This window comes from Elusimicrobiota bacterium, from assembly GCA_041660925.1.
In the GTDB taxonomy this organism is placed as follows: domain Bacteria; phylum Elusimicrobiota; class Elusimicrobia; order UBA1565; family UBA1565; genus JBAZUV01.
This window is the reverse complement of sequence record JBAZVI010000001.1, coordinates 81311-103710: the sequence shown is the minus strand read 5'-3', so window position 1 is coordinate 103710 and position 22400 is coordinate 81311. Positions and strand designations below refer to the sequence as shown.

General features: G+C 70.7%; 14 protein-coding genes. 8 read left to right on the top strand and 6 right to left on the bottom strand.

The annotated features are described in order from the left end of the window. The first annotated feature begins 17 nt into the window (after positions 1 to 17). Positions 18 to 1898 (top strand): tetratricopeptide repeat protein, encoded by a 1881-nt coding sequence (locus WC969_00395; GenBank protein MFA6028286.1) that lies wholly within the window; start codon positions 18 to 20, stop codon positions 1896 to 1898. A 1-nt stretch (position 1899) separates the two neighbouring features. Here the strand turns inward: WC969_00395 and WC969_00390 are convergent, their stop codons facing one another. Both WC969_00390 and WC969_00385 read right to left on the bottom strand, forming a co-directional pair. Further along, positions 1900 to 3195, bottom strand: a complete 1296-nt coding sequence (locus WC969_00390; protein ID MFA6028285.1) for a FecR domain-containing protein — start codon at positions 3193 to 3195, stop codon at positions 1900 to 1902. Between the two features lies 1 nt (position 3196). Further along, positions 3197 to 4600 carry a tetratricopeptide repeat protein gene (locus WC969_00385; protein ID MFA6028284.1) on the bottom strand — a complete coding sequence of 468 codons (1404 nt, stop codon included), beginning with the start codon at positions 4598 to 4600 and terminating at the stop codon, positions 3197 to 3199. 101 nt (positions 4601 to 4701) lie between these two features. Between WC969_00385 and WC969_00380 the strand changes: the two genes are divergently transcribed. After that, positions 4702 to 6969 carry an adenylate/guanylate cyclase domain-containing protein gene (locus tag WC969_00380; protein MFA6028283.1) on the top strand — a complete coding sequence of 756 codons (2268 nt, stop codon included), beginning with the start codon at positions 4702 to 4704 and terminating at the stop codon, positions 6967 to 6969. A gap of 10 nt (positions 6970 to 6979) precedes the next feature. On the opposite strand, the gene WC969_00375 is transcribed toward WC969_00380, so the two are convergent. Beyond that, positions 6980 to 8113, bottom strand: a complete 1134-nt coding sequence (locus tag WC969_00375) for a hypothetical protein (protein MFA6028282.1) — start codon at positions 8111 to 8113, stop codon at positions 6980 to 6982. Positions 8114 to 8235: 122 nt separating this feature from the next. On the opposite strand from WC969_00375, the gene WC969_00370 reads away from it, so the two are divergent. Continuing rightward, positions 8236 to 9849, top strand: a complete 1614-nt coding sequence (locus tag WC969_00370) for a hypothetical protein (GenBank protein MFA6028281.1) — start codon at positions 8236 to 8238, stop codon at positions 9847 to 9849. Between the two features lie 366 nt (positions 9850 to 10215). On the opposite strand, the gene WC969_00365 is transcribed toward WC969_00370, so the two are convergent. From WC969_00365 to WC969_00355, 3 genes are all read right to left on the bottom strand, one after another. Beyond that, positions 10216 to 10698 carry a hypothetical protein gene (locus WC969_00365; protein ID MFA6028280.1) on the bottom strand — a complete coding sequence of 161 codons (483 nt, stop codon included), beginning with the start codon at positions 10696 to 10698 and terminating at the stop codon, positions 10216 to 10218. Between the two features lie 220 nt (positions 10699 to 10918). Beyond that, a complete protein-coding gene (locus WC969_00360) occupies positions 10919 to 12028 on the bottom strand; it encodes a hypothetical protein (protein ID MFA6028279.1) in 1110 nt (369 codons plus the stop codon). Then, positions 12025 to 13305 (bottom strand): CPBP family glutamic-type intramembrane protease, encoded by a 1281-nt coding sequence (locus WC969_00355; protein ID MFA6028278.1) that lies wholly within the window; start codon positions 13303 to 13305, stop codon positions 12025 to 12027. Before WC969_00355 ends, WC969_00360 begins: the two co-directional genes overlap by 4 nt. A 602-nt stretch (positions 13306 to 13907) precedes the next feature. Between WC969_00355 and WC969_00350 the strand changes: the two genes are divergently transcribed. The 5 genes from WC969_00350 to WC969_00330 all read left to right on the top strand — a co-directional run bounded on the left by WC969_00350 (position 13908) and on the right by WC969_00330 (position 22398). After that, a complete protein-coding gene (locus WC969_00350; protein MFA6028277.1) occupies positions 13908 to 14588 on the top strand; it encodes a hypothetical protein in 681 nt (226 codons plus the stop codon). A 62-nt stretch (positions 14589 to 14650) separates the two neighbouring features. Further along, a complete protein-coding gene (locus WC969_00345; protein ID MFA6028276.1) occupies positions 14651 to 16324 on the top strand; it encodes a hypothetical protein in 1674 nt (557 codons plus the stop codon). Positions 16325 to 16356: 32 nt separating this feature from the next. Continuing rightward, positions 16357 to 18774 carry a M48 family metalloprotease gene (locus WC969_00340; protein ID MFA6028275.1) on the top strand — a complete coding sequence of 806 codons (2418 nt, stop codon included), beginning with the start codon at positions 16357 to 16359 and terminating at the stop codon, positions 18772 to 18774. Between the two features lie 31 nt (positions 18775 to 18805). After that, complete coding sequence (locus WC969_00335; protein ID MFA6028274.1) at positions 18806 to 21124, top strand: CPBP family intramembrane glutamic endopeptidase; 2319 nt, start codon at positions 18806 to 18808, stop codon at positions 21122 to 21124. After that, the gene (locus tag WC969_00330; GenBank protein MFA6028273.1) at positions 21121 to 22398 is read left to right on the top strand and encodes a CPBP family intramembrane glutamic endopeptidase; all 1278 of its coding nucleotides are present in this window, start codon (positions 21121 to 21123) and stop codon (positions 22396 to 22398) included. The genes WC969_00335 and WC969_00330 overlap by 4 nt, the downstream gene beginning before the upstream one ends. The last annotated feature ends 2 nt before the right edge of the window (positions 22399 to 22400 follow it).

Genomic DNA, 22400 nt, shown 5'->3' with positions numbered 1-22400 from the left:
ATCATAGCGCGCACGCCATGCCGCGCATCGACGACCCCGAGACCCCCGGACGCCCGCAGCTCATCGAGCGCCTCCTCCCGTACCTCGTCGCGCTCGCGGCGGCCGCGGCGTTCCTTCCGGCGCTGCGCTGCGGCTTCGTGGGCTGGGACGACCTGCAGCTCCTCGCCGGCCCGCCGTGGCTCGGGCTCCAGCCGCACCACCTGCGCTGGATGTTCACGCACTTCGTGATGGGGCAGTATCAGCCCCTGGGCCTTCTCAGTCTCGCCGTCGACCACGCGTTCTGGGGACTGGCCCCCTTCGGCTACCACCTCACGGGGCTGCTGCTCCACGGCCTCAACGCCGCGCTCTTCTTCCTGCTGGCCCGCCGTCTCCTCGCGGCCGGGATGGAAGGGCCTTTCGCGCGGGAGGAGCTGAGCGCGGCCGCGGCCTTCGCGGCCCTCGTCTTCGCCCTGCATCCCTTGCGCGCGGAGTCCGTGGTGTGGATATCCGAACGGCTCGGCCTGCTCTGCGCCACCTTCTATCTGCTCGCCCTCCTCGCGCATCTGCGTCGGACGGCGGCCCCCCGGAAGCGATGGCTCCTCGTCTCGCTGGGGGCCTATGCCCTCTCCCTGCTCGCGAAGCCCTTCGGGATGACGCTTCCCTTCGCGCTCCTCCTGCTGGACGTCTACCCGCTGCGCCGCCTCCCCGCCGATCCGCGCCGATGGCTCGAGCCCGGCCATCGGACGCGCCTCTTCGAGAAGCTCCCCTTCCTCGCGCTGGCGCTGGCGGCCGCGACCGCGGCGTTCGCGTCCCGACCCGACCCCGCGCTCCTGCGGTCGGGATCCGGCTTCCTCGAGCGCGCGGCGCTGGCGTCCTACGGGGCCGCGTTCTACCTCGCGAAGACCCTCCTGCCCGCGGGTCTGCTGCCCCTCTACGACCTCCCCAGTCCTTTCGACCCCTTCGAGCTCCGCTTCGTCGCGAGCGCCCTGGCCGTCGCGGCGGCGGCGCTCGCCCTGCTGCGCTGGCGCAGGCGAGTGCCGGGACTCGCGGCGGCGGCGGTCTTCTATCTCCTCTCGCTCTCCCCCGTGCTGGGGTTCGTCGCCATCCGGGAGCAGTTGGCGGCGGACCGCTACAGCTACATCCCGTGCATGGGCTGGGCCGTGCTGGCGGGCGGGGGGCTGCTGGCCGCCCGGCGGCGCTGGGGGAGGACGGCGCTCTACGCCGCGGCGGCCCTCGCGCTCCTGCTGGCGGTGCTCGGCTGGCGGCAGGCGGGGATATGGAAGGATTCGTTCACTCTATGGGGGAGCGTGCTCGCGCGCGCGCCGGCGACGGCACGCGCGCACAACAACCTCGCTTCGGCGCTCGCCGCGCAGGGGCGGCTGGACGCGGCGGCGGCGCATTACCGGGAGGCCCTTCGGCTGAGTCCTGGACGGGCCGATTACGGGGAGCGGCTCGCGACGGTGCTCTACAACCTCGGCAACGAGGCGCTGCGCTCAGGCCGCCCGGGGGACGCGCTCCCCCTCTTCGAGGAGTCGCTCACGCTGTCGACCGGGAGCGCGCAGGCGCAGAACAACCTCGGGCTGGCGCTCGCGCGCCTGGGACGGGACGCGCAGGCCTGTCTCCGCTACGAGGCGGCGCTGCGCAGCGCCCCGGGCTTCGCGCCGGCCGAGTATAACTGGGGGAACTCGCTGTCTTCCCTCGGGCGTCTGAAGGAGGCGCGCGGGCACTACGAGCGCGCCCTGCGCCTGGACCCGACCCTGCACGAGGCGCGCTTCAACCTCGGGAACACGCTGGCTCGAGGAGGAGACTTCGACGGAGCCGCTCGGGCGTATCGGGAACTGCTGCGCCGCGCGCCCGGCTATCCCGGCGCGGCCGAGAACCTCGCGCGGGCGCTTCTTCTGCGCGCCGGCCGCCCCTGACTCAGTTCGGGATGATGACGTCGGAGTGCGGACCCACGGCCTGACCCACGGCCGCGGTCGTGGTGGTGCCGTCGAAGTAGGAGTAGTGGACGTCGATGCGCGCGTCCTTCGCCGCGACCCCGTCCCGATTCAGGAAGGTGACCTGCGAGCCGCTGAAGACGGCGTCCGTGCCGAGGGCGGCGACGGCGTTGCCTCCGAGACTCGCGAAGTCGGCCTGAGAGACGCTCGTCGTCGCGTTGATCGAGCCGCCGGCGAGCTGGAGGACGGAGCCCCCGCCGCCGAAGGTCCGGGCGCCGAAATCGACCTCCAGGGAGAAGGAGACCGTCCCGCCGCCGCCGCAGCCCTGCGTGCAGACGTAGGCGCCGTTCCCCGAATAGGTCCCGACGCCGGTCTCGAGGGTGCGCACCTGGTCCCAGGTCGCGGTCCCGTTGGCGAACTGCGCGGCGCCTTCCTGCGTGGCGAAGGTCATGTCCTTGGAGAAGAGCGCGGCGACCTGGGACTGGACCTGGCTGTCTCCGAGCGCGTTCTGCCCGGCCGCGGTCGCGCCGCCCGACTGTTCGGCCGTCCCGCCGGACCCTCCGCCCTGCCCTCCTCCCTGGCCCCCGCCCTGCTGTTCCGGCTCGGGCTCGGGCTGCACCTGCGCGAGCATCCCCTGGGCCTGCTGGAGCATGTCGGAGGGGGGGGTCGGAGCGCCGCCGCCCGAGATGCTCGTGCCGAAGCCGGGGCGCGTGATGACCACCTCCGAGCCGCCCCCGCTGACCGAGACGGCCCCTGCCGCCTCGTTGGCGTCGTTCTGGGCGCCGGGGCCGAGCAGGATGACGGTGGCGTCGCTGCCGCTCGCCTGGCCGACGACCATGGTGCCGCGGATGCCGATGGTGCCTACCGGCAGGGCGACCTTCATGTCCGAGGGGTTCTTGCGCGCGACCTTGCCCGTCACGAAGCGGAAGACGCCCTTGGCGACCTTCGCGCTCACCTTGCCGGCCGAGGTCGCGGGGTCGTAGACGAACTCGTCGAGGACCATGTCGCTGTTCGGGCCGAGCGTGAAGACGGTCTCGTCCAGGAGGAGGACCTGGAGCCGGCCTTTCGAGTCGGTCGTGACGTGGTCGTTGAGGAAGACGGGCTTCCCGCTCTGCAGGACGCGGCCGACCGCGGAGCCCGGGGCCTGGGCGTGGACCTCTCCGGCGACGGCGGCGGCGGCGCCGATGTTCACGGGGGTCTGCGCTCCGGTGGGGCTTCCGAGCAGGAGCGCGGCCAACGCGGCGGGGAGGATTCTGCGGCTTTCGGTTCGCGGAGTCATCTCAGAACCCCCAGTCCCAGCGGTAGGTCAGCATGCCGGCGAGCTTCGCGTCGGTGTAGGCGTAGTTCTGGATGTTCGACCAGGAGTGGTAGTACTCGAGGGTCGTCGTCCAGAGAAGCTCCTTCAGCGACGGGTCGATGAAGGCGAGCGGCGTGCCGAAGGTGAGGCCCGCGCGCAGGTTGAGGTCCTTGCGGCGCGTGCGGCTGACGGCGGTGTCGGAGTCGCGGTAGCGGTCGAAGCCCAGGGTCGTCGCTGCGAGCAGGAAGCGGCCTTTGCCGACCAGCCGGAGGGCGTTGCCTCCGAGCGCCGTGCGGTGGAAGCCGAGGTAGGCGCGGCCCGCGTTCTTGAGCGAGGAGGACAGCGACCCGCCGAGCTTCAGGGTCGGAGCGACGACCCGCTCCGCGCCCAGGGTCAGGTCGACCTGGGCGCCCGTCCGGTCGACGGCGTTGGGGATGCCCGGGGTGACCGTGTAGTCCTGATAGACGTGGCGCAGTTCGGCGTAGGCGAGGGTGGAGCGGCCGAACTTGCGGTCGCCGCGGAGGCTGAAGCCCATGTTGCGCAGGTACTTGTGCTCGGCCAGCAGGACGTAGTCGAAGAGGAGCGTCGGCGTCGCGCTCATGCGCGGGGCCTTGAGGGACGCGCCGCCCTGCAGGGAGTAGGCCTCGAGGTTCAGGGAGCGGGTGTGCGTCTGCTCGGCGCGGTAGTAGGTGACCCCGCCGAAGGCCTCGTGCCCGGACTGTCCGCCGAGCTCCCGGCGGAGCTCCAGGTTGCCGAGGAGGATCGAGGAGGCGTCCTCCTTGCGGCGGGAGTCGCTCGTCAGGATCGTCTCCGTGCCGCTGAGCAGGCGCTTCCCGCTGGAGGGCGCGGCATTGCGGTTCTGGTCCAGCTCGAAGCCCGCGCCCACGCGGCCGGTGAGATGCGTGCGCTTGCGGCGGGACTCGATGCGGCGCAGGTAGTCCTCCACGTCCGCGCGCAGGCCGGCGGGGAGGTCCAGCTTGCGCAGGGTCTCGAACTCCCGCTGGGCCTCGCCGAGGCTGTCGAGGCGGTAGAGCACGGCGGCGTAGAGGACTCGGAGCTCGTGGCGCTTGGGTGCGAGGAGGAGGAGGCGCTCGAGGGTGGCCGCCGCGCCCTTGAGGTCGCCGCGCCGGATCTGCGCCTGCGCGTAGCGGGCGTTGAGCTCGACGTTGTCGGGGTCCGCGAGGACCTGCGCGAAGGTCGGCTCGGCGTCCGCGGGAAGGGCCTCGCGCGCCTGTTCGGCCGCCTGGACCGCGGCGGCCTGGTTCGCCGCGCCTTCGGCGGGGCGCTGCCCCTCTTTGTCGAGGTCCTGGGCCGCGGCGGGCGCGGCGAGCAGCGTCGTGAGGAGGAGCAGGGAACCGAGGATGCCGCGTGCGGGGGAAGATGTCATGTCGCTCCTGAACGGAAAAATGTGACTCATTATAGCCGATTTCCCTCGGTGACCGGGTCCCGGCGGTTGAATCCGCCGGAGAAATAGTCGAGAATCACCGCATGGCCGTCCGCGCGCGCATCATCCGGAACATCGAACAGCTCCGCCGCCGCCGCGCCCTCTTCTTCCGCGCGGCCCAATACGCCGTCCCGGGGCTCCTCCTCTTCGTCTCGCTCTGGGCCCGCGTCGGCGACCTGGGCCTCGTCGAGCGCATCCAGCACAAGGCCTTCGACGTCCTCCAGGAGCTCCGTCCGCGCGTCTACGAGGACGCGCCGGTCCTCATCGCCGACATCGACGACGAGAGCCTCGCCCGGCTCGGGCAGTGGCCCTGGCCCCGCACCCAGGTCGCGCGCCTCATCGACCGCCTCGACGCGCTGGGCGCCTCCTCCATCGCCTTCGACGTGATCTTCGCCGAGCCCGACCGCACCTCGCCCTCGAGGATCCTTTCGGTCTGGCCCGACGCGCCCGAGCTCCGGTCCCTGCGCGCCGCGATCGGCCGACTCCCCGACAACGACGTCGTCCTGGGACGCGCCTTCGCCTCGTCCCGCGTCGTGACGGGCTTCGCCCTCTCCTCCGAGTCCAACGCGGCCGTCCCCGCCGTCAAGGCGGCTTTCGCGCATGCCGGAGACAGCCCGCTCTCCTTCATCGACGACTACCCCGGCGCGGTCACGGCGCTCCCGGTGCTCGAGAAGCCCGCCGCAGGAAACGGCGGCATCAGCTTCGTGCCCGAACGGGACGGCATCATCCGCCGCGCCCCGCTCATCTTCCGCCGGGGGAAGACCCTCCTCCCATCCCTCTCGGCCGAGGCGCTGCGCGTCGCGCAGGGCGTCCCGAACTACGCGGTGAAGTCCTCCAACGCGAGCGGGGAGGCCGCCTTCGGGGCGCGGACCGGCATCTCGAAGGTCAAGATCGGCTCGCTGGTGCTCCCCACCGACGGCAAAGGGCGTCTCTGGGTCTACTACACGCGCCGCGATCCGCGGCGCACGCTCCCGGTCTGGAAGCTCTTCGAGAAGGGCTTCGATCCGGAGCGCGTGAAGGGCCGCATCGTCTTCGTGGGCACGAGCGCGGCGGGACTCAAGGACCTTCGCGCGACCCCGCTCGACCCGGCCGCGCCGGGCGTCGAGGTCCACGCGAACGCGGCCGAGCAGGCCCTGCTCGGGGTCTTCCTGCACCGTCCCGACTGGGCCGCCGGCGCCGAGATCCTCTACATGCTCGCCCTCGGTCTCCTGCTCCTCCTGCTCCTGCCGCGCCTCGGCGCCGGCTGGTGCGCGCCGCTCGGCTTCGGCGGGGTCCTCGCCGCCTGCGCGATCTCCTGGCGCGCCTTCACCGTCCACCGCTATCTCATCGACCCGGTCTTCCCGGCGCTCACCGTGCTGCTCGTCTACATGTCCTCCTCGCTGGTGAGCTACCTGCGCAGCGAGTCGGAGCGCACGCAGGTCAAGGGCGCGTTCAGCCGCTACATGTCGCCCGCGCTCGTCGAGCAGCTCGCGCGGCATCCCGAGAAGCTCAAGCTCGGCGGCGAGCTGCGCGAGATGACCCTGCTCTTCTGCGACATCCGCGGGTTCACGACGATCTCCGAGCAGTTCGACCCGCACGGGCTCACGCACTTCATCAACCGCTTCCTGACGCCCATGACGGAGCTCATCCTGGAGCGGCAGGGGACCATCGACAAGTACATGGGCGACTGCATCATGGCCTTCTGGAACGCTCCGCTCGACGACGCCGAGCACGCCCGCAACGCCTGCCGCTCCGCGCTCGCGATGCACGCGCGGCTCAAGGAGCTCAACGCCGAATGGGAGGCGGAGGCGAAAGCCGAGAACCGCCGCTTCATCCCGGTCCGCATCGGCATCGGACTCAACACCGGCCCCTGCTGCGTCGGGAACATGGGCTCGGACCAGCGCTTCGACTACTCCGTGCTCGGCGACGACGTGAACCTGGCCTCGCGTCTGGAAGGGCAGTCGAAGACCTACGGGGCCGACACGGTCATCGGTCCGCGGACCCGGGAGTGCGCCCCGGAGTACGCGGCGCTCGAGCTCGACCTCATCAAGGTGAAGGGGAAGACGGTGCCTGTGCGCATCCACGCGCTGCTCGGCGGGGAGGAGCTCCGCGCGGACCCGGCGTTCCGCGCCCTCGAGGAGAAGCACGGGCGGATGCTCGCCGCGTACCGTTCCAAGGACTGGGACGCGGCGGAGGCGCTCCTTGAGGAGTGCCGGACCGCTCCTTTCGCGCTCAAGACCCTCTACGACCTCTACGCCGGCCGCATCGACGTCTACCGCGAGACGCCGCCCCCGCTCGATTGGGACGGGTCCTTCGCCGCCACCAGCAAGTAAGCGGGAACCCTCAGCGCGCAGGGGCGGCCTTTTCGGCGGCGGCGAAGCTGAAGTCCTCGCTGAGCGCGAAGGGGATCGTCGGAAGCTTTTTCTTCGGCCGCGGAGAGAGGCGCTCGAGCTCCCGGGATATCGCGTCTCCATCGCTGGAGGAGTTCCCGACGCGCAGGTCGATGCGGCCCTGCGACCACGCCTGGAGCCTCTCTCCCAGGCCCTGGACGTGGTCTTGGCCGACGCTCACGACCAGGGCTCGCCCCTCCTCGGCCGCGGCGCAATAGACGTCGGCGATGTTGTCGAACATGTCCCGGTTGCGGATGCGCACGATGGGCGTGTCGGAGTCGAACCTGAACTTCGCGTAATCCCAGAACGCTCTCATCGACGGCCAATCCTCGGGGACCGCATACAGAGGGCCCTCGATCCCGAGGTCCGACGCATACGCCTCATTGACCCACGCGACGAAGGCGGCATCGATCTTCCTGACGAGACGGATGAACCTCGACTCGTCCTCCGGCGTGAAATCCCCCAGCAGCTTGCCCAGGGCATCCGGCCGGGCGTTCATGGCCTGATCGAACACGCGCGCAAGGGGCTCGAGCTCCGTCCCGACGAATCCGTCCTCCCGGTCGCGCACGATCTCCCAGGCATGACGGACGAAAGGATTGTCCTGGAGCAGGAAGAGGAAATGGAGGCAGAGCTTCGCGGGAGCGTAGGCGTCGTTCGCATCGGCCGAGCGCCGAAACCGCGCGAAATCGTCGAGCGCGTGCTGGTGGCAGCCCGCCAGCCCGTACATGATGGGGGAATCCACCCCGAACACGCGCGCATCCTTCCCGAAAGGGGTTTTGAACTGTTCGGAGATCATCCACGCCTGCCAAGGGGTGTAGCCTTCGAGCGCCGCATAGAGCTCGCCCTTGGCCGCCCGATCGATCATCTCCTTCTTGACCTGCCACGCGCTGATGCTGTCGTGGTCTTCCCCGACGAGGACGATCGGCGGCCGGTTCTTCAAAGAGCCGGGGTCGCAATGGCGTCGGCCGGAATCCCGCACGCCTTCGATGGGTTTCGAGAGCGGCTTCTCGAGGGCGTTGAGCGCCTGCGTCGAGGAAGCGAGGACGAAAGCGGCGACAAGCGCAAGACGGGAGGGCTTCATGTCCATAGGGAGAGTCTACAACCGCCGCTGCGATCAGGCCTGAGGCGAAGGGCCCGTCTCCCGCGTGGGCCGCAGGCGCCGGCATACGCATACCGCCCGGTCGGAGCAATGTGCTATAAATCCGGACGATGGGGAGACATTTCGCGTCCCTGCTGAAGAGGATGCGCCATGAGGCGGGGTTCCGCTCCAGCTACGCCTTCTGGCGGGACAACGGGGGGAAGAAGATGTTCCCCTTCTCCGACGCCTATTACGCCAAGATCGAACGCGGGAGCGCGCTGCCGCGTCCCGGCTGGGTCCCCACCCTCCTCGCCTCCCTCCGGCGTCCCACCGCGAGCGGGAGCCGCCGGGACCTCATCGCCGCGTTCCTGAAGGACGCCTTCGGCAACGACGCACTCTTCGACGAGACCTTCGCGAAATGGCTGCGGGTCGAGCCGGCGCCTCCGGCGCCGGTGAGATCGCTGCGCCGCATCTTCAACTTCCTGCTCCGCAACCTGAGCATCGAGGAGACGGACGTCCTCCTCTCCGGTCCGGGCGCGTTCTGGAGCTTCATCTGCCTCTCGAAAAGCCGGGAGCCGCTCTCCCTGGAGGAACTCGTCGGGCTGACCGGGCTCACGGCCGCGCAGCTGCGCTCGGGCCTCGAGACGCTGCGCGCGCGGGCCTTCGCGAAGCGCGGCGGCGACGGGCGCTGGTCCAGTCCCCTGCTGGAGGGCTTCAGCAGTCTCTCCCGTCATGGGCGCGGCGCGGACCGCCCATGGGAGAGGATCCGGGCGTTCGTCGAGCGGAGTCCCCGTCCGGGGAAGGAGCTCCTCTCCCGCTTCGTGCTCCTGCGGGCGGGCGAGCCCGACATCCGCCGCGTCTGCGGGGTCCTGGACGACGCGTTCCAGTGCGCGTTCGGCAGCGTGGTGGACGCCCCCGGCGAGGACACGGGCATCTTCTACGGCAACGCGTGCCTGCGCAGGATCTCCATCCCGTCCGAACACGCAGCCTTCCCCTCGCTCCTGGCGGCCCAGCGCGCGAAGCGGGGCCACGACACCGCGTACTCCTTCTACCAGTCCTGCGGAGGCCGGCGGCTGCTCCCCTTCACGTACGCCCTCTACGCCCGCGCCGAGGCCGGGCGGGCGCTGCCCCCGGTCTCCGCGCTCCCGGTCCTGCTCTCCGCCCTGGACGTCCCCGCCTCGGGAAAGGAGTATCGCGCGCTCCTGAGCGCCTATCTCCGCGAGACTCTCGCCGACGACGCGTTCTTCGACGATCTCGTCTCCCCCTGGCTCGAGCCGGAGGGCGACGGCGTCTTCCGCCTCCCCGACGTCCCCGCGGCGGCGGTCGCCCCCGACGCGCTCTGGGCGTTCCTCCATCTGGCCTGCTCCGACGAGCCGATGTCCTGCGGGCAGATCGCGGAGAAGACGGGGCTGTCCTCCGACGGGATCGCGAAGGGGCTCGCACTTCTGCTCTCCCGCAAGCTCGTCCGCCGGGTCGGGAAAGCCCGTTTCCGCGCGGCGCCCGGACGCTTCTTCGCCTCCGCGGACGAGGCCGGGCAGGAACGCTTCCGGAAGCTCCTCGAGCGCGCTCCGCTCGGCCGGGAGGTCCTGTGGAACTCCTTCATCATCCGCGCGGAGCGCAAGGACATGCTGCTCACCGCGCAGTCCATGACCCGGGCCGTCGAAGCCGCCGAGGCCGGCAAGGACGACGCGGCGCCGGGCCTCTTCGCCCTCGAAGTCTGCCTGAAGGAAGTCTTCCCCTTCTAGGAGTCCGTCCGAGTAATAGCATGTTCTCCGGTCGCGCGCTATTGGAGCGAGACAAGGAGCGAGGAGCGCGCATAGCTGCGGCTATGTAAGCGACGAGCGACGCCGTCGCAGCCCGATAGCGCGCGACCCGCTCCTCCCATGACTTCTGAGGAAGAGCGGGAGGCCCCATCCCGGCCGTGCGCCGCGTTGCTCCTCGCTCACATAGCGGGGCTATGCTCGCTCGTCGCGCCTTGCGCACGGCTCAGGCTTGGGCCTCCGGGGAATACGCTATTACGCGGACGGACTCCTAGGAGCACCCGGCAAAGGACGAGGCCCCGTCCCTGCGGGCGGGGCCTCGCGTACGTCTCACCGGATTCGGACCGGGATCTATTTCGCCGCGTTCTTCAGCTGTTCCACATAGAGCACCCGCATCTTGGTGCAGGCGGCCTCGCTGTGGATGCCGACGTTCTCCGTCTCCTTCTCCTCTACGATTTCCTCGAAGCTTTCCTTCTGACTGCCCGCGATGATGGACTCCGAAACGGTGCCGCCCCCAAGAAAGGTGCGGCTGTCTTTCACTTCGACGAGGTAGTGCTCGACCTTCTGCTTGTAGATGAGCTGGAAGGCGAACTTGTCGAGGAAGTTTCCCTCCGCGCTGCGGTAGCATTCCCCGACTGCGACGAGCTGCCTTTCTCCGATCGCGCGCATGCGCGTCTCGATCCGTGTGTCCACCTTCTCGGCTTTCTCCGCTGCGGCGACGAGTTGGGTCGCCGAGCCGAACGCAGTCGACAGGTCCGGCGCCTCCTCTCCCTTTGCGAAAGCCGCCGGTGCGGCCGCCAGGGCCATCACGACCATCATCATCATGCGCTTCATCCTCGGCTCCTCCCGAGCGCCGGCGGGTCTGCGGGACCCGGCGGCCTCATGATGAGAGGATACTCGCGGAAGCCGCCGCACGCCTGAAGCCTCCGGGCCGCTGCGGGCCGGATTTCGGTCTAATCCGGGGTGTTCTCAAAAGCACGAGGGCCGTAAACCGCGGGGGGAAAGGGAGGGGCCCCATCCCTGCGGATGGGGCCCCGGGTTATTCGGACCGGATCTATTTCGCGGCGCCGGCTTCCAGCTGGTCGGCGAGCTCGTCGTAGCGCTTCTCGAAGAACTTGCGCGCCTTCTTGTAGAGGCCGTTGTCGGAGAAGAACTCGACGGCTTCCGTGCACTTCTGCACGTGGGAGGCCGCGTCCTCCTCGGTCGGCGCCATGGAGAGGCGCATCTGGAGCTCGGCGACGACCTCGGGCTTCGTCGCGGGATCGGCGATGAGCTCCTTGTACTTCCGGATGCCCATGAGCTTGCGCTCGAGCCCGGGCAGCTGCTCGCGATAGCGCGTCTCGAGGTCCTTGCGCTCGGACTGGAGGATGAAGGGGAGGCCGTAGTACATGCCCACCATGGACTCGAGGCCCGGGACGCCGTCGGCGGCGGCCTTGGCGACGAGGGCCTCGAGGGCGTCGGGCTTCTTGAGGACCGGCTTCCACATCTCGGGATGCGCCTTCACCGCGGCGGCCTTCACGACGGCCTGGTCGGCGAAGCTGAGGGTCTCGCCCTCGGCCAGCGCGGCGTGCAGCGGACGACCGACCGCCTCGGCGAGCGCGGCGCTCGTCATGCCGTGGCGGACCTCATGCGAGATGAAGGGGAGCAGGCGCCAGGAGACGACGGCGAAGAGCTCGTCCTTCTTCGTGACGCCCTGCGCGTAGAGCTCGGCGAAGAGCTTCCCGAGCGCCAGCTGGTTCACGTAGACCGTGCCGTCGATGAAGGCGGCCGGGGACTTCCCCAGCTGATGCTCCTTGGGCGAGACGATGAGGATGGGCACCTTCCCGGCCTCGAGGAACTCGGAGTGCTCCTTCGTGGCGGGAAGCTCGGCGAAGTTCTTCTTCCACGCGGCGACGAGGGCGGCGGCGTCCTCGGCCGGCATGATGAACTCGGGCTCGGCCGCGGGGACGGGCTTCGGGACGTCGGGGACCGCCGGGGCGGCGGGGGCCGTCACCGCGGCGGGCTTCTTCGTCTTGACGGTCTTTCGGGCGTCGAAGTTCACGGTTTGGAGCGCGTCCGGCTCTCCGGCGAGCAGGCTCTCCATGCCCGTGCCGAAGCGCAGGCTTCCGGCATGCGCCGGTACGCAGAACGAGACGGCGAGAACGGCGAGGGCGATGCGGTTCATGCTTTCTCCTCAGGGTCCGGACTGAGCGGCGACAGCCAGGAGGGGAGGTGGAGCCCGCGGTCGGAGACCGCCCGCCCCCACTCTCGACGAAGGTCCTTCAGCGATTTGAGCGAGCCCAGGGCGTACGCGGCGGCCAGCACCGCCGCCGTCGTCGCCGCCGCGGCCGGGCCGTAGAGCCCGGTCATCAGCACCTGCGCCTGATAGAAGAGGTTGTGGAAGCCGTGCATCGCGAGCGAGGAGGCCAGCCCCTCGTGCTGGTACGAGAAGGCGTAGAGGAGGGCTCCGGCGAGGTAGACGGCGATCCAGGCGGGGTGCACCACCCCCGCGTGCTGGGCCACGAAGGCGACGGAGGTCAGCGCTCCGGAGAGCCAGGGAGCGGCCTTTCCGAGGCCGAGCTTCGCGAAGATCCCGGTGAGGAACTCCATGAGGCCCGCTCGGAAGATGAGCTCCTCGATGAGCGGCGCGACGAGCGCGCCCTTGAGGAAGTAGGTCACGTAGGCGGAGGCGGGGAGCGCGACGGCCGCGAAGCCCGAGGAGGCGCGCACGCGCGCGGCGGGCAGCGCGATCCCGAGCCAGGAGGCGACGAAGGGCAGGGCGTACTCGAGGAGGAGCTGGACTCCCGCAAGGACCAGCCCCAGCTTCACGGCGCGCGAGAGGCTCGGAGCGCGCCCTTCGGCGGGGGTCGGGACGGGCGTCTGAGAAGAGGCGTCGGAGACGGGCGCGGCGAGCGCGGACGGGGAGGGGGTCGCCGCGGCCGCGACGACCGAGGACTCGTCGTCGGCTGCGGAGCGCCGGGTCTTCCCGAGCTCGAAGAGCCGGGAGAGCGTCCCCGGCGCGCGCTCGCCCTGCGGGTCGGAGTCCAACTCCTTCTGCGCGAGCGCGAGGGGGGAGGCCGCGGACGGGAGGACCGCGGCCTTTGCCGCGGGGGTCTCGACGACGGCGACGGCTTCGGCGGCCGGGGCCTTTCCCTTATATAGAGCCGCTGCGGCGGCCTTCGGGATGAGCGTCGCCGGCGCCGCGGCGACGAGCGCGAGTCCCGCGGAGGGCTCGAGCTTCGGCAGAGTTCCCGTCACCAGGGAGAGCGTTCGCGGCAGTTCGACGCGTCCCGGTACGAGGACGGAGAGCGGCACGACCGGCGCGGCGAGCGCGGCGACGGCTCCGCGGGGCGCGAGCACGGCGACGGTCTGGGCGAAGAGCTCGGGCGCGGAGGAGAAGAAGAGGCTCGAGGCGACGAGCGCGGCGAGGACGGAGCGGGGAAGGTCGTGTGCGCGTTTCATGTACACCGAGCATACCCGCTCGAGGCGGCCGCGTCTTGGGACTAACGCTCCGCGCACGCCGCATTTTCCGGCCCATGCGATTGATGGGCCCGCGGTCCCGACGTCATCGAATCAACCGCGGCCATGAACCGCGGTCATGGACATCGCGAACGGATTATGCTCTCCGCGAACGTCCGTCGCCGGAAACCCTGGGCCCTCCCCGGTAGGTCCGTGGGTAATCCGCGGGGGCGCGAGCATATGCGCGAATACATAACCTCGCGGTTATCAGCGCCGCGGCTCCGCCCGCGCGCGGCGGCCGCGCGCGCGTGAGCGCGCTTCTCGACGGAGAAACACCGCCCTCGGGCTCTGCGCCGGGCCGCGGGGGAGGCCGCCGGCGCCGCCGCGGCGGCCGGGAGGCCGCGGGCCGGACTCCGTCGCGGAGCCTTCGGGGCGCGCATCGGCGCGAGGGCGAAAGACTCCCGCGTTTCCGCCATACGACCCATGACCGCCCCGGAGTCCTCGTGGTTCAATGATGTCGGACAGCGGGACCGAGAGGAATCGGGACGCGGTCCGACAAGCGCCAGACGCTCCGGCGCGACGGGACTCAACGGAGGAACGTAGAAATGAAGATCGTGTCTTGGGGATTGACGGCGGCGCTCGCGACCGTGCTCGCGGCGTCGGTTCAGGCGTTCGAAGTTCCCACGTTCGACGCGGCGCCGGTCGCGGACCAGCCCGCGGTCGAGGCGCAGACCACCGGGAACGCGCAGACTCTCACCATGTCGTTCGAGACCAAGGCGAAGGCCGAGGAAGTGCTCGCGAAGGTCGCCGAGTATCTCGGACCCCGCCTGGTCGAGAAGAACATCGTGGAGAAGGGCAACAGCGCCGAGATGGTGGTCAAGCACACCGGAGAGCCGCTCTCCATCTGGCTCGCCGCCTATCAGAGGGAAGACATGGGCAAGGGCCTCTACTACTACGGCCCGAAGCTCACCGACGAGCAGGCCGCCCAGCAGCAGCAGCTCGGACAGCAGGCCCTTCAGGAGATGGTGGACTGGCTGACGACCGGCAGCGAGGGCTTCGCGGGCTTCTTCGCGCGCCCCAAGGTCGCCGTGGTCTACTCCTACTGCATGTACGGCCGCGTCAACGGGAAGTTCCACGACGACAAGGCCAACAAGTACGTCAAGGGTGAGATCGCCTCTCCCTTCCCGTACGTCATCCTCGACGGGTTCCTGCAGGACAACGTCCGCTCGCACCTGCTGAGCAACCGCTTCCGCCTCGTCATCACCAGCAAGGAAGCCGGACAGTAATAAGGAACGTCACTCCCCAGGGGCCGGCAGGCTTCGGCCTGTCGGCCCTGGGGAGAAACCTCATGAGTCAGGGTCAGCGGCCGACGCGGGCGAAGAGCGTCTCCTTTAAGAGGGCGCTCGCCTCGTTCCTGTGCGCGGCGCTCCTCTCCTCGAGCGTCCCCGGCGCCTTCGCCCAGACCGCGGTCGTTCCTCTATCCGCGGCCGCCCGGGGGACCGTCGTTCCGGTCTTCGCGCCCCTCATCGTCCCCGGGCGCCTCGGCACGCGCTCGGTCACGACCCTTTCGCTCTCTCCCATCCAGCCGGGACTCTCCGTCCTGCCTCCGCTCGAGCTCATCCGCCCTCGCGCGCGGGAGAAGGCGTTCTCGCTCCCCGTCGAGGGACAGGCCCTCCCCGCTCTTCCCGCTCCGGTCGTCGCGGCGGGCGGCGCGGCCGTGCGGCCTTCCGTCGTCGCCGCGCCGCTCGAAGCTTCGGCCGACCTCCCTGTGAGCTTCGCCGACGCGCCGGTCTCCGCGCAGAGCGCGGAGACGGCCCCCGCGGCCGCCGTCCGAGGCCTCAAAATCCTTTCCCTCTCCGCCGAAACCGACTCCGGCCGGGTCTTCGACGGCGCCCTCGCGCCGCTGGCTCACCTGGAGGTCTCCGCGTCCAAGGGCCGGAGCCTCCGCACCGACGCGGACGGCGTCCTCATGGTCCCCGCCGACGCGAAGGGGTCCGTCGAGCTGACCTTCCGCCTGCGCGGACGCTATGCCCGGGTGAAGGACGCCGAAGGCCGCGACCTTTCCGTGAAGGTGACGGCGCAGCCGGGCGAGCGCCTGCGCGCCGTCTTCGATCCGACGGACTCCGATGAGAACGCCCGCGCCCAGCTCGCCGCCTACGTTCACTCGACGAAGGCGCACGACGCCCTTCGCTCCGCCGGCGTCAAGAGCTGGTTCCTCGACCGCTCCGCCCGCATCTCCGTCAACGGGGAGGAAGGGACCGCGAAGTACACTCCGCTCTTCATCGGCCTGCTCCTCTTCATCCTCCCCATCGGCTGGACCATCCCCCGGCTGTACTTCGGCCGTCCCGGCGAGAGCTACGGCAGCTCGGCGGTCGAGGAGATGATCTACCACGAGTACGGCCACCTCGCGCACGACGCCACCGGCGGCCTGCTCGGCGACTGGGGCGCGGCCCTCGGCGAGGGCTGGGGGGACACCCTCGCGACGTTCGTCTCCGGCCAGCCGCTCATCGCCCGCGGCTTCGTCCGGGGCGACCCGCAGGGCTTCCTCCGCACGGGAGAGAACGACTATCGGTACGGCGGCCCCGGCGACGAGCACGTGAAGGGCCAGGCCTGGATGGGCTTCAACTGGAAGCTGCGCGCGGCCCTGAGCGCCTCTCTCGGAGAGGCGCGGGGCGCCGCGCTCGCCGCTTCGCTCGTCTTCCCCGTCCTTCTCATGAAGCCCCGCAGCATCCTGCGGGCGGTCTACGCGGTGCTCCAGCGGGACCTCGGACCCGACGGGACGGCCCCCCATTACGACGCGATCGCCGCGGCCGCGGCCGCCCACGGCATCCATCTCCGCCGTCCCGGCGAGGCCGGGCCCGTCCTGTGGACCGACGCCGGCGGCGCCCCCTGGTGGAGCATCCTGCGCGGGAGCGCTCCCTATCGGTTCCTCCAGTCCCTATCCCGCCGGTTCCTCCAGTCCGTGCACCGCCGGGCCAAGGCCTGGTGGTTGTGGCTGCTCGCGGCCGGGGCGCTCCTGTGACCCCGTGCATAGACGGAACGAAGAGGTCTGATATGAAGAAGAGCATCGCCGTCGTCCTCATCACGGCTCTACTGGTCGGCATCCAAGGTCCGGCCGTCACGAGCGCCGCCGCGCAGGTCGTCCAGAGCGCGGCGTCCTTCGCCTCCCCCGTCGCGAACGTCCCGGCGGGTCTCGGTTCCCTCCCCATCGGCTCGGGACTCCAGGCCGGCGGCCCGGCCGCGATGGGCGCCTCCCTCTCCCTCGAGAAGCTTCCTGCGCTCACCGCGACCCCCGACGTCGCGGCCCGCGTCCAAGCCGCCGTCCAGAGCTTCTCCCCGGCCCTTCCGGCGGCTCCCGAGGCTCCGGCCCCGGCGTCCGCCGCCCTCACGCCCGCGCCGCGCAAGTCGAGCGGCGGCTCGCTCGGGTACCGGGCCCTGCGCGCCTACGCCGAGCGCGAACGCGCGATCAAGAAGTCCAAGAAGCTCAACGAGGACGGCGACCAGAAGCTCATCGAGCGGGTCGTCGCGATCTCGGACTCCCTGGAAGCCCGCGAACTCGGTTCGAACCCCTCTTCCGAAGCGATGCGCACGGCGTCGGACTCCGCCTGGGACGCGACGGCGAAGGCCGCCGCCTCGGAGGCGGCGCAGACGCCCGCCGAGGAGTCCTCACCCGCCGGCAGCGGCCTCGTCGCTCCCGCCGCTCAGACCGGCGCCGAGGCGAGCGCCGACTCCCGCGCCCCGCCGCGCCCGCACGGGAAGCTCCGCAGCATGAGCGCCGGCCTCAAGGGCCTCCTCATCCTGGGGCTGCGCGCGGTCTTCTCGAGCAAGGCCGCCCCCGAGGCGGCGAAGCCGGAGGTCGCCGACGCCCGGCCGTCCAGGATCCTCTCCGCCGTCTCCAGCGTCCTCGACCCGCTCTCCGGACCCGTGCGCGTCGCCGTCGTCGCGACGGCGAGCGTCGTGCTCGACTTCGCCGCCCGCACGCTCCTCCCGACCGTCTTCGGCCTCGCCCCCGTGGCGGGGGCCTGGGTCGTCGCGGGCATCGGCGCGGTGGTCGCGCCGCTCCTCATCGCCGACCGGGTCCGCCTCGGGCGGCAGAAGGACGGAGCCCTGCTTCCGCTCAAGAAGTACGAGGACGTCCTCCTCGGGGCGTTCTTCGGCGCGGCCTTCGTCGCCGCGCTCGGGGCCCTGAGCGCGGGACTTCCGCTCGGCGCCCTCGTCTTCGGCGCGTTCGGCGAGGCCGCGGGCGCGTTCGCCCTCGCGCCGTTCCTCGGCCTCCTGGCGCTCATGTCCGCGCTCCCCATCCTCTATTCCAGCGGGCAGATGGCCTACGGGCTCATCCACAAGGTCCTCGTGAAGCCGGAGCTGCCCTTGCCGTTCCTCTTCAAGCTCCTCCTCTTCAACATCGTGCTGACGCCCGGGCAGTTCTTCATGTATCTCCTCGGACCGATCTCTCTGCCCTTCACGGCCGCGTTCCTGGGGATCCTCCCCGCCCTCATGTACTTCCAGAGCAGCAAGCGCCTCGTCGCCATGAGCAAGCGCAACGCCTCGGAGGAGGAGCTCGCCGTCGAGAAGCAGTACGCCCAGCAGCCCTGGACCCGCGGCCTCCTCGGACCGGATCCCGAGTACGGCCCGGAGTGGAACGTCGGCAACGGCGCATTCCGGCCGGAGGCCGTCGAGGGGGCGATCCGCCGGGCCAAGGTCCGCTCGTACGCCTGGCTCCTGGCCATGTTCCCCATCCTGCTCGCCCTCTTCGGAGCCTTTCACATGTCCTTCGCGCCGCTCGCGGGGATGGTCCCGAGCATCCTCCATCAGATGAAGATCGCCGTGCCGATGTTCATGGCCTCGGGCTTCATCGCCCCGCTCTTCATGGGGGCCAAGCACGTGAAGGACGGCCCCGTCGTGGACATGGTCTCGGACCTGGCGAAGCGGGCCGGCCTGCCCATGCCCAGGGTCTACGCGGGCAAGGACGAGAAGAAGTCGCCCAACGCCTTCGCGTCGGGCGCCCTCTACCACCTCTCGGTGGTCGCGGTCATCGGCTCCATCCGGAAGCTCCTCACCGACCGCGAGCTGCGCGGCGTGCTGGGCCATGAGCTGAGCCACGTGAAGTTCCGCCACATGCTCATGTTCCTCGCGGCCATCGTCCTCATCCAGCTCATGAACTTCGGCGAGGCCGCGACGGTCTTCCAGATGGCGCTGTCCGTCTGGGCGCCCGCGGTCTGGCTGCTGAGCTTCCTCGCGGTCATGCGCTCCAACGAGTACATGGCCGACGCGGGCTCGGCGAGGATCGTGAAGGACCCGCGCGCGCTGGCCACGGGCCTGCGCAAGCTGGTGCTCATGGGCGCTCTCACGAACAAGGTCCCGGGCAGCGCGGGCTCATGGTTCTACCGCCTGTTCCTCACCCACCCGACGTCGACCGACCGCGTGAACGCCCTCAACGGCATGATGGACCCGGCCCCCGGGCAGGGAAGCTGAAGAGACTCATCATCGAAAGACGAGGATTCCGATGAACGAACGAACCGTCGAACGCCTCCGCAAGCTCGCGGCTTCCGTCCTGGCCGCCGCCCTCCTCGTCACCGCCCCGGGCCTCGAAACGGCCCGGGCGGCCGGCGCCGTCGTCGCGGCGCTCGGGGTCCAGAGCACCCCGGCCGGAGTCCCTCAGGTCGGAGCCGTCTCGGCGACGCTCTCGCCGCTGCTGCGCACGGACGTCGGGCTGCGTCTGGAAGGCCTGGAGGGGGGGAAGGCGCTCGTGCTCCCCTCGGCTCCGCTCGTCCGGGCGGGGATCCTCCCGGCCGTTCAGGGCTTCGTCCCTGCGGCGAAATACGACGGCGCAGGGACGTCCGCATCGGCGCAGAGGCCCGCGCCGGAGGCGATCGTCGCGGCGCAGACGAAGCTGCAGTCACCCGCCGCGGTCGTCGCGGCCCCGAGCGCTTCCGAGGGCAGGACGCTCGTCGAGCGGTTCACGGGCTGGTTCACGGGCGCGCAGAAGGGAGGGGCCCTCGAGACCTCCCGCGCGCCGAGCACGCTCGGCGCGCTCTTCGAGAACGGACGGCGCGCGAACGCCCTCGACGAGTCCCCGGTCCCGGCCGCTGACGAGGCCTCGCTCTCTTCGAACGGCCTCGAGGCGTCCGCGCAGGAAGGGAAGGGACGGGTCTCCGAGGTCCCCGCGCCGGAGGCGGCGAAGTCCGCCGCTCCGCGCTCGACCCTCTCGCGCTCCGTCAAGGTCGGCCTCCTGATGGCGGTCATCGGGCTCGTCAGCGCCTTCATCATCCCCGCCGTCGCGGCGGCTTTCGGCTACCAGGTCCACTCCAACTACCGCTCGCCGGCGAGCATCCCGCTCCACAGCCTCTTCGACGTCGCCAAGGTCGCGACCGCCGCCTCCGTGATGGCTCCCGTCACCGAGGAAGTGATCTTCCGCGGCGGCCTCATGGGCGGGCTCTCCTGGCTCGCGGCGAAGTACACGAAGAGCACGTTCGCGCGGGTCTACCTGCCCGCCATCGTCAGCTCCGTCATCTTCGTCGCCGTGCACGAGACCGCCGATCCCGTCCTCTTCGCCGCGCGCCTCGTCCAGTCCCTGCTGTTCGCGGCCGTCTATCAGAAGGAAGGGATCATCGCCTCCATGGTGATGCACTTCGGCAACAACATCATCCCCACCATCGGGATCGTCAGCACCTGGGTGCTCGGCAACGGCTCCGTCGCCCTCCTCGCCTTCGTCCTCGAGGCGGCCTACGCGTGGGGCGCCTTCAACGACCTGAAGGCCGAGCGCGCCCAGCGCGCCGACGGCCGCATCGTCCCCTATCGGCTGACCCCCGTCCGCGCTCTCGTCCTGGCGGGCGTCGCCGTCTTCGGCCTGCTCGTGTGCAGCCTCACGCTCAAGACCACGCTGATCTGGGGAGCCGCCGCGCTCCTGCTGCTCGGCTACGCCCTGGTCCAGGGACGCAGGGAAGGCTGGCCTTGGAAGAGCCCGGACCTCGGCGCGCTGCGGGCCTCCCGCCGCGGAGTCTCCGAGGAGTCGAAGTCCGCTCCCGCGCAGGCCGTCGCTCCTGCGTCCGAGAACGCGGACGCTCCGAGGGCGCCGCGCCGGGAGCTCTCGCGTTCCATCAAGTACGGCTTCGTCATGGCCGTGCTCTCCTTCGCCCTGAGCATGCTCCTTCAGGCGGCGGCGGCGAAGCTCGGATTGCCCGTCCCGCCGCCGACGCCCGCCGGCGTCCCGGCGGCGCTCACCGCGCTCCCCGCGGCGATCGCCGCCGTCACCGTGATGGCCCCCATCGCCGAGGAGGCGCTCTTCCGCGGCGGTCTCCTGCGCGGCCTCGGGAAGGTCTTCGGCCGCATCCCGGGGACGTTCTGGAGCTTCTGGCTCCCGGCCGTGCTGAGCTCCGCCGCGTTCGTCCTGTTCCACATGAACGCCTCCCCGCTGATCGCGCTCATGCGATTCGCGAGCTCGATGTTCCTCAGCTGGACCGCCCATCACGAAGGCATCGCCGCCGCGATGGCCCAGCACTCCCTCAGCAACGCCATCGAGATCCTGCTCCCCGCGTCGGCGATGTTCGGGCCGATCGGAGGGTTCACGGCCATCGCCCTGATGGGCTCTCTGTTCATGAAGACCCGCCAGGAACTGCGCACCGACGAGCCGGCGCGCTCCGCCGGCGACATCCAGCCCTATCCGCTGACCTGGAAGAGCGCGGCGCTCCTCGCCGCGGTCCTGGGCGCGGGTCTCTTCATCGCTCCGACGCCGCTGCTCGCCCTCATCTGGGCGGCCGGCGCCGCGGCGCTGACGGGCTGGGCCGGCTGGGACTACTACCGCACCCATCGCTCGCGCGCATGAGCCGGCGCCTTCTCGCCGTCCTGCTGTCCTCGGCCCTCCTTCAGGGAGCCGTCGTCCCCGCGGCGCTCGCGCAGACGGTCGTCGGGACCCTCGCGGCGTCGCGCGGGGCGGTGACTCCGCTCGCCTTCGTCTCTCCGTCCGTCATGAGCAGCCTCCCGGGCCTGAACGTCGGCATCCGGCTGGAGACCGGGACGCTGCCCTCGCTGAACGCGCTCCCGCAGCTCCGTTCGAACGCCGTCGCGCCCGCGCCCGCGGGCTTCGTCCCCTCCGCGTTCGTCGCCCCGAAAGCCGCTGCGACGGCTTCGCCCGGCGCGCACGTCGCGGCCCTCACGACGGTCCGCGTGGACGCCCGCACTCCCGTCGTGGGGGAGCTGCTCCAGACGGGAAAGGAGCTTTCCAACGACGCGGACGGGAAGAACACCCCGGGAGTGCTGAGGCGGCTCTTCGAGCTCGGCGGCCTGCGTCGCTCCGCGCAGGACGAAGCGCTCCCGACGGACGCCTCCGGGACGGCCGCGCGTCCCGTCGAAGGGCCCGCCCCGAGCTCTGTCGAGGGGCTGAAGCCGTCCGTCGAGACCTCCGCGAGCGCCGCGGCCATCCCGGCGCCCGCGACTCCGGAGGGGACGCCGCCGTCCTTCAAGCGCGCCGCGATCCTCGGCTTCCTCCTGGCGGGGGTGCAGCTGACCCTCGAGTACGTCGTCCCGCTCGTCGCCGCCTACTTCGGCTACGAGTGCCATGCGAACTACGCCGCGAAGGTCTTCGGCGCGGGCAACCCGCTCTTCCCCGCGCGCGAGCCCTCGCTCGCCGGGGTCGTGGGCATGGCCTTCAAAGGCGGCCTCCTGGCTCCGCTCGTCGAGGAAGTCCTCTACCGCGCGGGCGTCATGGAGTGGGTCCTCAAGGGCCTGACCCGGCTCGGCATCCCCAGGGCCGCCCCCTGGATCGCGGCGCTCAGCACGTCGCTGTTCTTCGTCTGCCTTCATGAGACCGCCGACCCGCTCATGATCGGGATCCGTCTCGTCGGAGCGCTCATGCTCTCGTACGCCTACTACAAAGAAGGCCTCATGTCGTCGATCGTGATGCACGCCCTCCACAACGGCTTCCCCGGCGTGCAGGCCGTCCTCCGCGTCGGCGTAGGCCCCGACGCGAAGACCCTCTTCACCGTCGCCGCCGCGCTCGTCTACGCCGGTCTCGCCTGGCTGCTCGTGAAACTGCTGCGCAAAGGGCCCCAGGGAGCGGTCTCCAACCGCCGCTACCCCTGGCCCGAAGACGTGAAATAGAG

Bases quoted from the DNA above. Each gene is read 5' to 3' on its own strand.
- WC969_00395 (MFA6028286.1), top strand. From the start codon at position 18: ATGCCGCGCATCGACGACCCCGAGACCCCCGGACGCCCGCAGCTCATC.
- WC969_00390 (MFA6028285.1), bottom strand. From the start codon at position 3,195: ATGACTCCGCGAACCGAAAGCCGCAGAATCCTCCCCGCCGCGTTGGCC.
- WC969_00385 (MFA6028284.1), bottom strand. From the start codon at position 4,600: ATGACATCTTCCCCCGCACGCGGCATCCTCGGTTCCCTGCTCCTCCTC.
- WC969_00380 (MFA6028283.1), top strand. From the start codon at position 4,702: ATGGCCGTCCGCGCGCGCATCATCCGGAACATCGAACAGCTCCGCCGC.
- WC969_00375 (MFA6028282.1), bottom strand. From the start codon at position 8,113: ATGGACATGAAGCCCTCCCGTCTTGCGCTTGTCGCCGCTTTCGTCCTC.
- WC969_00370 (MFA6028281.1), top strand. From the start codon at position 8,236: ATGGGGAGACATTTCGCGTCCCTGCTGAAGAGGATGCGCCATGAGGCG.
- WC969_00365 (MFA6028280.1), bottom strand. From the start codon at position 10,698: ATGAAGCGCATGATGATGATGGTCGTGATGGCCCTGGCGGCCGCACCG.
- WC969_00360 (MFA6028279.1), bottom strand. From the start codon at position 12,028: ATGAACCGCATCGCCCTCGCCGTTCTCGCCGTCTCGTTCTGCGTACCG.
- WC969_00355 (MFA6028278.1), bottom strand. From the start codon at position 13,305: ATGAAACGCGCACACGACCTTCCCCGCTCCGTCCTCGCCGCGCTCGTC.
- WC969_00350 (MFA6028277.1), top strand. From the start codon at position 13,908: ATGAAGATCGTGTCTTGGGGATTGACGGCGGCGCTCGCGACCGTGCTC.
- WC969_00345 (MFA6028276.1), top strand. From the start codon at position 14,651: ATGAGTCAGGGTCAGCGGCCGACGCGGGCGAAGAGCGTCTCCTTTAAG.
- WC969_00340 (MFA6028275.1), top strand. From the start codon at position 16,357: ATGAAGAAGAGCATCGCCGTCGTCCTCATCACGGCTCTACTGGTCGGC.
- WC969_00335 (MFA6028274.1), top strand. From the start codon at position 18,806: ATGAACGAACGAACCGTCGAACGCCTCCGCAAGCTCGCGGCTTCCGTC.
- WC969_00330 (MFA6028273.1), top strand. From the start codon at position 21,121: ATGAGCCGGCGCCTTCTCGCCGTCCTGCTGTCCTCGGCCCTCCTTCAG.